This window comes from Streptomyces sp. NPDC033221, assembly GCF_055577005.1.
The window spans coordinates 92,241-104,924 of the sequence record NZ_JBVIQN010000001.1 but is presented as its reverse complement, the minus strand read 5'-3'; the positions used below and the strand labels follow the sequence as shown (position 1 = coordinate 104,924).

The 12,684-nt window shown below is 73.3% G+C and carries 9 protein-coding genes; all 9 read left to right on the top strand.

Annotation, left to right across the window (positions count from 1 at the left end):
• Positions 1-194 precede the first annotated feature (194 nt).
• The 9 genes from ACZ53K_RS00455 (at position 195) to moeZ (ending at position 12,667) form a co-directional block, all read left to right on the top strand.
• Complete coding sequence (locus tag ACZ53K_RS00455; protein ID WP_468830120.1) at positions 195-1,934, top strand: ABC transporter substrate-binding protein; 1,740 nt, start codon at positions 195-197, stop codon at positions 1,932-1,934.
• A gap of 2 nt (positions 1,935-1,936) precedes the next feature.
• The gene (locus ACZ53K_RS00450; RefSeq protein WP_468830761.1) at positions 1,937-2,941 is read left to right on the top strand and encodes an ABC transporter permease; all 1,005 of its coding nucleotides are present in this window, start codon (positions 1,937-1,939) and stop codon (positions 2,939-2,941) included.
• Positions 2,938-3,927, top strand: a complete 990-nt coding sequence (locus tag ACZ53K_RS00445) for an ABC transporter permease (RefSeq protein ID WP_468830118.1) — start codon at positions 2,938-2,940, stop codon at positions 3,925-3,927. The genes ACZ53K_RS00450 and ACZ53K_RS00445 overlap by 4 nt, the downstream gene beginning before the upstream one ends.
• Positions 3,924-5,621, top strand: a complete 1,698-nt coding sequence (locus ACZ53K_RS00440; RefSeq protein WP_468830116.1) for a dipeptide ABC transporter ATP-binding protein — start codon at positions 3,924-3,926, stop codon at positions 5,619-5,621. The genes ACZ53K_RS00445 and ACZ53K_RS00440 overlap by 4 nt, the downstream gene beginning before the upstream one ends.
• Before the next feature lie 190 nt (positions 5,622-5,811).
• A complete protein-coding gene (locus ACZ53K_RS00435) occupies positions 5,812-7,908 on the top strand; it encodes a glycosyltransferase (RefSeq protein WP_468830114.1) in 2,097 nt (698 codons plus the stop codon).
• A gap of 230 nt (positions 7,909-8,138) precedes the next feature.
• Entirely contained in the window at positions 8,139-9,278 is a 1,140-nt protein-coding gene (locus tag ACZ53K_RS00430; protein WP_468830112.1) for a hypothetical protein, read from the top strand.
• A gap of 327 nt (positions 9,279-9,605) precedes the next feature.
• Positions 9,606-10,583: an NAD-dependent epimerase/dehydratase family protein gene (locus tag ACZ53K_RS00425; RefSeq protein ID WP_468830110.1), complete on the top strand. Its 978-nt coding sequence runs from the start codon at positions 9,606-9,608 to the stop codon at positions 10,581-10,583.
• Positions 10,571-11,389, top strand: a complete 819-nt coding sequence (locus ACZ53K_RS00420) for a spherulation-specific family 4 protein (protein WP_468830108.1) — start codon at positions 10,571-10,573, stop codon at positions 11,387-11,389. The genes ACZ53K_RS00425 and ACZ53K_RS00420 overlap by 13 nt, the downstream gene beginning before the upstream one ends.
• A gap of 99 nt (positions 11,390-11,488) precedes the next feature.
• Positions 11,489-12,667 (top strand): adenylyltransferase/sulfurtransferase MoeZ, encoded by a 1,179-nt coding sequence (gene moeZ, locus ACZ53K_RS00415; RefSeq protein WP_468830106.1) that lies wholly within the window; start codon positions 11,489-11,491, stop codon positions 12,665-12,667.
• Positions 12,668-12,684 lie beyond the last annotated feature (17 nt).

The following is a 12,684-nucleotide window of genomic DNA, read 5'->3' as shown; positions in this document are numbered from 1 at the left end:
GCCGCGCGGAAGCGCGCCGCGACGGCTCGCGTACCGCGGGCCCGTATCCAAGCGGCGAGATGCGACCCCCGGGCCGGGGCGTCCCCCGCGTATCCACGTATCTCACCTGAACGTGTCCGCAGGGGCGGTCCCGCGCCTCACCGCGCTCCTGCCGCCGCCTTTCGCGGGTACGACCTGCCGCGAAAGGCACCACCATGGCCGAGCCAACCCCCGACCGTAATCTCCCCGCCACCGCCAGACGTGTGGCCGCCGTCGCGGTGGCCGTCGCCCTGGCCGCCGGTGCCACCGCCTGCGGCCCCAAGGACACCGCGGCGGGTGGCAGCGCGGGCGCCGCGCCCGCCAAGGGCGGCACACTCACCGTCCTGAACTCCAAGCCGCAGACCAACTTCGACCCGGCGCGCCTCTACACCTCCGGCGGCGGCAAGGTACCGACCCTCGTCTTCCGTACGCTGACGACCCGCAACCGCGAAAACGGTGCGGCCGGCACCAAGGCCGTACCCGACCTCGCCACCGACACCGGACGGCCCAGCGAGAACGCCACGGTGTGGACGTACACGCTCAAGGACGGGCTGAAGTTCGAGGACGGCTCCCCGATCACCAGCGCCGACGTGAAGTACGGCATCGAGCGTTCCTTCGCGGCCGAACTCTCCGGCGGCGCGCCGTATTTGCGGGACTGGCTGGTGGGCGGCGAAAGCTACCAGGGGCCGTACAAGGACAAGAGCGAGGGCGGGCTCAAGTCCATCGAGACGCCGGACGCGAGGACCCTCGTCTTCCATCTGAAGAAGCCCGAGGGCGAATTCCCGCTGCTCGCCACACAGACCCAGTTCGCGCCCGTGCCCAAGGCCAAGGACACCGGCACGAAGTACGAGGAACACCCGGTCTCCTCGGGCCCGTACAAGGTCGTCAAGAACACCGGGGACGGCGAACACCTCGTACTGGCGCGCAATCCGCACTGGTCCGAGAAGACCGACTCCGAACGGCACGCCTATCCCGACACCATCGAGGTGAAATCCGGCCTGGATTCCGCGGTCATCAATCAGCGGCTGGCCACCGGCGCCGGCCCGGACGCCGCCGCGGTGACCACCGACACCAACCTCGGCCCAGCCGAACTCGCGCGGATCAGCGGCGACAAGGAACTCGGCAAGCGGGTCGGCACCGGCCACTTCGGTTACACCAACTACCTCGCCTTCAACCCGAAGGTGAAGCCCTTCGACGACCCGAAGGTGCGCCAGGCTGTCGCCTACGCCGTCAACCGGCAGAGCGTCGTGAACGCCGCGGGCGGCTCCGCCCTCGCCGAACCCGCCACCACGTTCCTGCCGAAGGGCGAATCCTTCGGCCACACGCCGTACGACCATTTCCCGGCGGGCCGCACCGGAAATCCGGACAGGGCGAGGGAACTGCTCAAGGAAGCCGGTCACGAGAACGGTCTGAGCATCACCCTCACCCACTCCACCGCCAAGAACTTCGAGACCGGCCCGGATATCGCCACCGCCGTCCAGGAGGGCCTGAAGAAGGCCGGGATAACCGTCCGGCTCCAGGGTCTGGAAGACAATGACTACAAGGAGAAGGTGCACAGCGTCGACGACGCGCCGGGCCTGTTCATCAGCGGCTGGGGAGCGGACTGGCCGTCCGGTGGCCCCTTCCTCGCGCCCGTCTTCGACGGCCGGCAGATCGTCCGGGACGCCGCCAACTTCAACCACGCGCAGCTCGACGACCCGGCGGTCAACCACGAGATCGACGAGATCAACAAGCTGACCGACCTGAAGGAGGCGGCGCGCCGGTGGGGCGCGCTGGACAAGAAGATCGGCACGCGGGCCCTGACCGTGCCGCTGTTCCACCCCGTCTTCAAGTACCTGTACGGCAAGGACGTCAAGAACATCGTCATCAGTGACTGGGACGGCGTGCTCGACATTTCCCAGGTTGCGGTCAAGTGACGATGACCGACGTGACACCCCCTCAGCAGGGCACCCTGTGGCGGAGGCTGCGGCGGCGCCCCGCGGCCGTGGCCTCCGCCGCCGTACTGCTCCTGTTCGTCCTGCTCGTCCTCGGAGCCCCGCTGCTGGCGGCGCTGGAGGGCCAGGACCCCACCACGTACCACGACGGCCTGATCGACTCGGCGCGCGGCGGCGTACCGCTCGGGTCGTACGGCGGGATCAGCGGCGACCACTGGCTGGGCGTCGAGCCCGGCACCGGCCGGGACATGTTCGCCCGGCTGCTGTACGGCGCCCGGGTCTCCCTGCTCATCGCGCTCGGCGCCACGGCCGTACAGGTCCTGATCGGGCTGGTGATCGGCCTGGCGGCCGGGCTGGGCAACCGGCTCCTGGACCAGGTGCTCTCCCGGTTCACCGAGGTGCTGACCGCACTGCCCATGCTCGTCATAGCGATCTCGCTGACCGCGATCGTGCCCGCCGGCTTCCCGCGCCCGCTGCTGCTGGTACTGGTCCTCGGGCTGCTGGGCTGGTTCGGCATGTCCCGGATCGTGCGCGCCCGCACGCTGGCCCTGAAGAAGCTGGACCACGTGGCGGCGGCCCGACTCGGCGGCTCGGGGCCGCTGCGGGTGGCGCGGCGCGAGTTGCTCCCGTCGCTCGCCGCGCCGGTGATCACATACGCGGCGGTCCTGGTGCCCGGCAACATCGTCGCCGAGGCGTCACTGTCCTTCCTCGGCATCGGCGTCCGGCCGCCGACCGCGTCCTGGGGCCAGATGCTGTCGACCGCGACGACCTGGTTCCGGGCCGACCCGGTGTACGTCCTGCTCCCGGCGGGCTTCCTGCTGGTGACCGTGCTCGCGTTCACGGTGCTGGGCGACGCGATCCGTACGGCGCTGGACCCGCGCGAGCGGTCCCGGCTGCGGGTCGGCACCCGGGCGGGCCGTACGGGCCGCTCCGCGGACGCTTCCCTGAACGCCTCCCTGGACAAGCCCGAGAAGGAGGCGGTCGCATGACCGGCTACGCACTGCGCCGCCTCGGCGGCGCGCTCCTCGTCCTCTTCCTGCTGACCGTCGCCGTCTACGCGCTCTTCTACGTCGCACCCGGCGACCCCGCGAAACTGGCCTGCGGGCCGCGCTGCAACCCCGCCCAGATCCAGCAGGTACGCGAACGGCTGGAGCTGGACGCGCCCGTCCTGACGCAGTACCTGCACTTTCTCCAGGGGCTGGTGGCCGGCCGCGACTTCTCGTCCGGCACCGCCGTACTGCACTGCGACGCGCCCTGCCTCGGCCTCTCGTACCAGAACAGCACCCCCGTCACCGAACTGCTCGGCGACCGGCTGCCGGTCACCGCCTCCCTCGCCCTCGGCTCGATGGTGCTGTGGCTGCTGCTCGGCGTCGGCACCGGTCTGCTGTCCGCGCTGCGCCGCGGCGGCACGACGGAACGCGTCCTGACCGGTCTGACCCTCGCCGGCACGGCCACCCCGGTCTTCATCACCGGGCTCCTGCTGTTGATGATCTTCTGCGCGTTCCTGCGGTGGCTGCCGTTCCCCTCCTACGTACCGCTGTCCGAGGCCCCGGAGCAGTGGGCCTGGAACCTGCTGCTGCCCTGGACCGCGCTGGCGCTGCTGGAGTCCGCCAAGTACGCGCGGCTGACCCGCTCCTCGACGCTGGAGACGCTGGCCGAGGACCACATCCGCACCTTCCGCGCGTACGGCGTGCGGGAACGTTCCGTCGTGACGCGGCACGCGCTGCGCGGCGCGTTGCCGCCCGTCATCGCGCTCACCGCCCTCGACCTGGGCACCATGTTCGGCGGCGCGATGCTCACCGAGGAACTCTTCGGGCTGCCCGGCATCGGACAGCTCCTGGTCCACTCGGTGCGCGTCGTCGACCTGCCCGTGGTCGTCGGCGTCGTGCTGGGCACCGGTGCGGCCGTCATCCTCGCCAACGTCGTGGCGGACATCCTCTACGCACTCGCCGACCGAAGGGTGGCCCTGACATGACCTCCGATTCCGGAAACGCTTCCGCGGCGGCGACGGGCCTTCTGGTGGAGGTCCGGGACCTGTCGGTCACTTTCCCCGCCGATGGTGACGGCGAATCGGCCGTACCGGCCGTGGACGGCCTCTCCTTCTCGCTGGCCCCGGGCCGCGCCCTGGGCATCGTCGGCGAGTCCGGAGCCGGCAAGTCCACCGTCGCCGCGGCCCTGCTGGACCTGCACCGGGGGACCGGAGCGCAGGCCCGCGGCACGGTCCGGGTCGCCGGTACGGACGTACGGGCGGCGGACGAGCGCGAACTGCGGCGCCTGCGCGGCGGCCTGGCCGCCATGGTGTTCCAGGACCCGCTGTCCTCGCTCGACCCGTACTACGCGATCGGCGACCAGATCGCCGAGGTGTACCGGGTGCACCGGCCGGACGCCTCCCGGCGCGCGGCACGCGCCCGCGCCGTCGAGGTGCTGGAGCGCGTGGGCATCGCGGACGCCCCCCGGCGCGCCCGCTCGCGGCCCCACGAGTTCAGCGGGGGCATGCGCCAGCGCGCGTTGCTCGCGATGGCGCTCGCCTGCGAACCGCGCCTGCTGATCGCCGACGAGCCCACCACCGCGCTGGACGTCACGGTCCAGGCGCAGATCCTCGACCTGCTGCACGAACTGCGCGCGGAAACCGGCATGGGACTGCTCCTGGTCACCCACGACCTGGGGGTGGTCGCGGGCAGCGTGGACGAGGTGCTCGTGATGCACGGAGGCCGGGCGGTGGAGCACGGCACGGTCGGCGAGGTGCTGCTCGCGCCGCGCGAGCCGTACACCAAGGAACTGCTGGCGGCGGTGCTACGGGTGGACGCGGAGCCGGGCGGGCGGGTTGCCCGGCGGCACCCGCGTGCCACGGGCGGCGACACCGGTGTGCTGCTCGAAGCCGTGGGCCTGCGGCGGGAGTTCGGTGGCCGGCGGAACCGTACGACCGCGGTCGACGAGGTCTCGCTGACCGTACGGGAGGGCGAGACCGTCGGCCTCGTGGGGGAGTCGGGCAGCGGCAAGACGACACTCGGCCGGATGCTCGTACGGCTCCTGGGCCCGACCGCCGGAACACTGCGCTATCGGGGCCGCGACATCGGCACCCTCGGCGACCGGCAGCTCCGTCCGATCCGCAGCGAACTGCAGATGGTCTTCCAGGACCCGGTCTCCTCGCTCAACCCGCGGCGCAGCATCGGCGAATCGGTCGCCGACCCGCTGCGCGCGGCGGGCGACCGGGACGACGCGCGCGTGGTGCGCCGGGCGTGCGAGCTGCTGGAGCGGGTCGGCCTCGACCCGGCGTGGTACCACCGCTATCCGCACGAGTTCAGCGGCGGACAGCGGCAGCGCGTCGGCATCGCGCGGGCGCTCGCCCCCGGCCCCCGGCTGCTGGTCTGCGACGAACCGGTCTCGGCGCTGGACGTCACCACCCAGGCGCAGGTCATCGAACTCCTCGGCGAGCTGCGGCGGGACCTGGGCCTCGCACTGGTCTTCATCGCGCACGACCTGGCGGTGGTACGGGCGGTCAGCGACCGGGTCGCGGTGCTGCACGGCGGGCGGATCGTGGAGGAGGGCGCCACCGACGAGGTCTACGAGCGTCCCCGGCATCCGTACACCCAGGGCCTGCTGGCGGCCGTGCCCGTACTCGACCCGGAGGCGTCGGCCGGGCGGCGGGCCCTGCGTACTGCGGCATGACGGTCACATAGCGCGCCAGAACGCCCACCGGGGCGGAAAGTTACGCCTCTTCACCCCTTCCGGTGGTGCGACGGACAACCGTCCGTCGTGTCACCGGATTCTCTGCGTAGCTTCTTCCTGCAGGTAGCGGCGGGCCTCCCGGGGCGGCCGCCGTCGTTGGACGCCGATCAGGAAGAACGGGGGTGCGCTCGTGCGCATTGGTCTGCTCACCGAGGGTGGTGACACGGACGCGTCCGGTGAGACGCGTGCGTGGCGCGACCGGCTCGTGCGCGGGCTCCCCGGCCACGAGTTCGAGGTGTACGGCCTCGATCGCGGTCCTGGGGGCGGCGCGCCGGAAGGAATGCCGGAGGGGGCGCGGGAGGGTGCGCGGGACGGCGGTGGGTTCGGCGGTCGATCCGGCGATCAGGCCGGCTTCCAGGACGGCTTTCAGGACGGCTTCCCGGACGGTATTCGGGGTGGCGTGGAGAGGTCGGGCGCCGCTGCGGGGGCGTGTGGGGCGGGCGGCCGCGAAGGCGTGCCGGGGCGGGCCCGGGTGGTGCGGACCGCGCCGTTGTACGGGGACTTCCCCGGTGCGCTGCGATGGTGGCCCGAGGGACGGCGCACAGGGGCGCGCGGGCGGCATGCGAAGCGCCGGTTCGCGGACTGCTTCGGCGAACTCGCCGCTGGATTCACCGCTGTAGCGGGGCCCGCCGCGGTGGCGGGCTCCACCGCGGCGGAGAAGCCCGGCGACGGGGCCCTTCCCCATGCCCCGGCAGCGGACGGGAACGGGGGCCGCGACGGTCTGGCGGACCGTTTCGCCGCCGGTCTCTACGGGCTCGCGCTGCTCGCCCGAGACCACGGCGGCCTGCCCGAACTCCTCCGCTCCGAACAGGCCGTACGCATCCTGGAGAGCGCCTGCCACGCGCCCGGCGCACTGCGTGCCGCCCACGGCGCCCGCGTGGGCGATCTGCTGGCCGTGACCGGAGAGCTGGAGCGCGCCCTGCGCCCCCTCTCCCTGGACTGGTACGGCGACGCCGGATCTCCCTCCGGGCGCGACGGCGACGGGCTCGCCGCGGTCGACCTCTGCCATGCCACGGCCGGCGGCACCGTCGCCCTCCCCGGCCTGCTGGCCAAACGCTTCTTCGGTACGCCGCTCCTGCTCACCGAGTACGGCGTGCGTCTGCGCGAGCACTACCTCGCGCGCTCCGGAGCGGAGTCGAGCGCCGCCGTACGCGCCCTGCTGGGCGGCTTCGAGACCGCCCTGGCCGCCGAGACGTACGCCCGTGCCGCGCTCGTCGTCCCCGGCAACAGTCACACCCGGCGTTGGCAGGAGCGCTGCGGCGCGGACCGCGAGCGGCTGCGCACGGTGTACCCGGGCATGGACGCGACCGGCTTCGCCGCCGTCCCGGACGCCGTGGCCGACCGCTCGGCGACGCTGGTGTGGACCGGCACCGTCGAACCCGCCAAGGACCTCGTCTCGCTGCTGCACGCCTTCGCCCGCGTGCACCGGGCCGAGCCCGCGGCCACCCTCCGCATCGTCGGCGCCGCCGGGCCCGGCCCGGAGGACGCCGCCTACCTGGCGCAGTGCCGGGCGCTGGCCGCCCAGCTCTTTCCTGACGAGGCCGCCGACGCGCAGAGTGCCGGTGACAACCCGGTCTCCTTCGAGCAGATCGGCGGCCCGGACGCGCCGCGCCCGCAGGATGCCTACGCGGCCGGTTCGGTGCTGGTCCTCTCCAGCGTCTCGGAGGGTTTCCCGCGCACCCTGGTGGAGGCGATGCTCAGCGGCCGCGCCACGGTCTCCACCGACGCCGGTGCGGTCTGCGAGGTCATCGGCGGTACGGGCCTGGTCGTACCGCCGCGCAACCCGCGCGCGCTGGCCGACGCGTGCCTGGCGCTGCTCCGAGACCCCGGCAGGCGCGCCCGGCTGGGCGCCGCCGCGCGCGCCCGCGCACTCGAACTGTTCACCGTGGAGCAGAACATCGCGGCATTTCGTGGCATCTACCTGGAGCTGATGTCCCACACGCCGTGCCGCCCGGCCGCCGGCACCGGGCCGGGCCACGACGGCATGCCCCGCCTCTTCACCCGCCCCGCCGAGTCCCACGTACCGGGCCGCTGGGCCGTGGTGGGCGGCACCGCACAGGCCGCCCCGCCGACCGGCCGCACACCGAGCTGGGCGGAACCGGACCCGGACGGGAGCGGGAACGGGGGCGAGGACGGGAACGGCGCGCGGCGTGCGACCCCGACCGCCGAACCCGCCACCTCCGGGGCGGGAACCGGTGCCGACCGCCAGAGAGGAACGCGACCGTGACGACAGCCGAAACCGGCACCGACGCGGCGCCGGAAGGGGGGACGGGGCCGGGGCCATGGCAGGCCGCCGTCCCGGAAGCGGGAGCGGCCCGGCGGCCCGCCGTGGCTCCGGAAGCGGTCCGCGCCCCCCACCCCACCACCCCCCCTCAAGCCGCCCCAACCCCCCACCCCACCCACCCCCCGCAAAACCCTCCCCCCCGGCGCGGCCCCGCCGACCCCGTCAAAGCGCTGATGCACCAGCATCGGGCGCTCTGCGAACGGGCCGTCGACCCGTTGGAGATCGCCGCCGGGCTGGAGGCACACGGCGTCACCGACCGTACGGCCGCCCGCTTCCGACACCGTGATGTCTTCTCGCTGGCCGAGGAGTTGTACGCCCGGGTCCCGCGTGCCGAGGCGCCGCCGCCCGCCGAGCGCGCGTCCGTACCCGTACGGCGGGGGAGGGGCGTCCGCGCGGTGCTGCATCTGCTGCCCGGCGCGGTGTGTGCCGCGACCCTTGCCGCCCTCGCCGCCGCCGGGGGTGTGCCCACGCCCGTACCTCATACGCTCCTTGACGCCCCATCACCTGCGCTGACCCGCACAGTGATCGCGGTGGCCGGAGCGGGCCTGGTGGCTCTCGCCTTGCGTCTGTGTGTCCGCCACGGCCCGCTGCGCGCTCGGTATCCGGCCGCCGCCCGCGTCGCCGGGCTGTGGACGTGCTGGCTGGCCGGGTACGCGCTGTGCGGTGACTGGCTGCTGGGTCAGGTCCTGGCCGGCGGCCCCGACTTTACCTGCGTACGGCCTCAGTTCGCCTCCACTACCGCCCTGGCGCTGACGTGTGCCGTCGTGCCCGCCGCCTGGTGCGCGCACTGGTTCGCGGCCCGCGCGCGCCGTGGCCTGGCGGGCAGCCGGTGCCTGTCCGAATTCACCGCCCGGGTGCGGCCGTTGCTCCTGACCGCAGTCGCCATGCAGCTCGCGGCGCTGCTCGCCCTGTCGGCCGCTGCGGACACGGTCGGCGGTGGTGGTGGTGGCGAAGGTGCAGGTCCGCTGGCCGCCGCTGCGGCCCTCGGTGCCCTGCTCTTCCTGGCGCGGCTGCTCACCCGGCACGGCTTCCCGGCCGCTGCCGCGGCGGGCCAGGCCGCTGCCGTCGCCCTGGAAGCCGCCGCTCTGGGCTGCGTACTGGCCGCCCGGCTGCCGGGCCTGGCGCCGCTGGGCCGGCCGGTCGAGGCGGCCGTCGCCCACCTCGGCCCGTCCGCCGTACCGGCCGTGGCCTGCGCGCTGCCCGCCCTCGGCCTGCTGCTGTACGCACTGCGCGCCCTGACCGGCGCCTCGGCGCACGCACCGGTTCCCGCCGCGGCCCCCGCCGCCGTACCGACCGAGGCGGACCGGCCGTGACCCCGACCACCTCGCCACCCGCGATACGCGCGCCGCTTCTTCCGGCACGCACGCCACCATCCCCGGCGCGCGTGCCACCACCGCCTGCGCGCACACCATCACCCCCGGCGTACGCGCGGGCCTCCACAGTGCCGGCGCTCCCCTGGCGCCGGCCGTCCCCTTACGGACGTCCGCCACCACTCACGCGGCGTACACCGCCATCGCCCGGCCCCCGCGCCGGCGGTCACCGCTGCCGGTGCCGAACCGCGTCCGCAACCCACCGCAAGAGGAGAACGACATCATGAACGTCCACCCCACCGAAGCACACCGGGACCGGGGGGTCGCGCGATGAGGGTGCTGCTCATCGGCGCCAACGGGTACCTCGGCCGCTATGTCGCCGACCGGCTGCTCGCCGACCCCGCCGTCCAGCTGACCGCCCTCGGGCGCGGCGACGACGCGGACGTCCGCTTCGACCTGGCCTCCGGCAGCCCGGGTGCCCTGACCCGCTTCCTGGACGCCGTCCACCCCGGTGTCGTGGTCAACTGCGCGGGCACCACCCGCGGCGGTGCCCGGGACCTGACCCGGCACAACACCGTCGCGGTCGCCACCGTCTGCGAGTCACTGCGGCGCAGTAGCTGCGGCGCCCGGCTCGTGCACCTGGGCTGCGCGTCAGAGTACGGGCCGTCGCAGCCCGGTTCCTCGACCGCCGAGGACGCCGTGCCGCGGCCCGGCGGCCCGTACGGCGTCAGCAAGCTGGCCGCCACCGAACTGGTCCTCGGATCCGGCCTGGACGCCGTCGTGCTGCGGGTCTTCTCCCCGGTCGGCCCGGGCACCCCGGCCGGCTCGCCGCTCGGCCGCCTCGCGGAGGCGATGCGGCGCGCGATGCAGTCCGGCGACACCGAGCTGAAGCTGGGCGGCCTGGGCGTGCAGCGCGACTTCGTGGACGTACGGGACGTGGCGCGGGCCGTGCACGCCGCGTCGCTCTCCGCCGCCCAGGGCGTGGTCAACATCGGTACGGGGCACGCCGTACGGCTGCGCGAGGCCGCCGCGCTGCTCGCCCGGGTCGCCGGGTTCGGCGGCTCGCTCCACGAACTGGACACCCCGCCCGGCTACGCCCCCGGCGGCCCCGCCGCCGCCCGGCTCGCCATTCCGGGGCCCGCCTCTGAACACGGGGCGGTCCCCCCTGCGTACCCCTATCCGGACGGGTGCGGGAGCTGGCAGCAGGCGGACGTGCGCACCGCCCGCGACCGCCTGGGATGGCGGCCGCGGATCGGGCTGGAGGAATCCCTCGCCGACATCTGGATGGAGGCCGCATGTCGTATCTGACGACGCCCATGGACACCGGGGCCGCCGTGACCGGGGCCGCGCCGCTCGGCGTCGGTGTTCCGGGCTTCGCCCACCCGCTGATGGCGCCCGCCGAGTGGGCCGAGCTGCTGCGCCTGTCCCGGGGGCCGGCCTGCACCGGAGCCGCGCGCCGGGCCCCGGGGCCACGCGGCGGCGCGGCGGCGCTGCACTGGGTGGTGCTCAACGTCGCGCGGGGGCCGGGGGTCCGCCCCGATCCGTACTGCCTGCCGGCCGCCGCCCAGTTGCGGGACGCGGGTGCCCGGCTGCTGGGCCACCTCGACCTGGGGCACGGCGCCCGTCCGTTCGGTGAGCTGGTCTCCGACGCGCACCGCTTCCTGGACTGGTACAAGGTGGACGGCTTCTATCTGGACCGCTGTCCCACGGATCGGACACTGCTGCCCGAGACCCGGCGGCTGACCACCACCCTGCGCGCCCTGCACGACGGCGCGCACCTCGTCACCGGGCACGGCCGCCACCCGTACCCCGGCTACGCGGAGGTCGCCGACCAGCTCGTCACCTTCGCCGGGCGCTGGTCCGACTACCGCTGGTCTCAAGTGGCGGAGTGGACCGCCGATTACCCGGCGCGGCGCTTCTGCCACCTGGTGCACGGCGTCCCCCGCACCCACCTGGAAGAAGCCCTGCGCATCGCCCGCTGGCAGGGTGCCGGAACCGTCTATTTCACCGACCGCGCCGACGGCGGCGGGGACGACGCAGGGAGTGCCTGGGAGTCGCTGCCCGGCTACTGGGACACCTTCGTCTCGCGTATCGGACCTGGTGTCTCGGAATGAAGAAGGGCGTGGCAGTGTTACGGGAAGACCACCGTCCCTTGCTCCGGGCTCTCCCGGGGCGGGGGGCCGCCCATCGAGATACCGACAAACGGAGTCCCCGTGTCGCTGCCACCCCTGGTCGAGCCCGCATCGGAGCTCACCGTCGACGAGGTCCGCAGGTACTCCCGCCACCTGATCATCCCGGATGTCGGGATGGACGGGCAGAAGCGGCTGAAGAACGCCAAGGTGCTGGCCGTCGGCGCCGGCGGACTGGGTTCGCCCGCGCTGATGTACCTGGCCGCGGCTGGCGTCGGCACCCTCGGCATCGTGGAGTTCGACGAGGTCGACGAGTCCAACCTCCAGCGCCAGATCATCCACAGCCAGGCGGACATCGGCCGCTCCAAGGCCGCGTCCGCCAAGGACACGGTGCTGGGCATCAACCCGTACGTCACGGTCAACCTGCACGAAGAGCGCCTCGACTCCACCAACGTCATGGACCTCTTCGCCCAGTACGACCTGATCGTCGACGGCACGGACAACTTCGCCACCCGCTACCTGGTCAACGACGCCTGCGTGCTGCTGAACAAGCCGTACGTCTGGGGCTCGATCTACCGCTTCGACGGCCAGGCGTCGGTCTTCTGGAGCGAGCACGGCCCCTGCTACCGCTGCCTGTACCCGGAGCCCCCGCCGCCCGGCATGGTCCCCTCCTGCGCCGAGGGCGGCGTACTGGGCGTGCTGTGCGCGTCCATCGGCTCCATCCAGGTCAACGAGGCCATCAAGCTGCTGGCCGGCATCGGTGACCCGCTGGTCGGCCGCCTGATGATCTACGACGCGCTGGAGATGACGTACCGCCAGGTCAAGGTCCGCAAGGACCCCGACTGCGCGATCTGCGGCGAGAACCCGACCGTCACCGAACTCATCGACTACGAGGCGTTCTGCGGCGTCGTGTCGGAGGAGGCCCAGGAGGCGGCGGCCGGTTCCACGATCACTCCGCGCCAGCTCAAGGAGTGGATCGACACCGACGAGAAGATCGAGATCATCGACGTCCGGGAGCCCAACGAGTACGAGATCGTCTCGATCCCCGGCGCCAAGCTGATCCCGAAGAACGAGTTCCTGATGGGCAGCGCCCTCCAGGACCTCCCGCAGGACAAGAAGATCGTCCTGCACTGCAAGACGGGCGTCCGCTCCGCCGAGGTGCTCGCCGTCCTGAAGTCCGCGGGCTTCGCGGACGCGGTGCACGTCGGCGGCGGCGTCATCGGCTGGGTCAACACGGTCGAGCCGGAGAAGCCGGTCTACTGACCGGCCGCCGGACACGG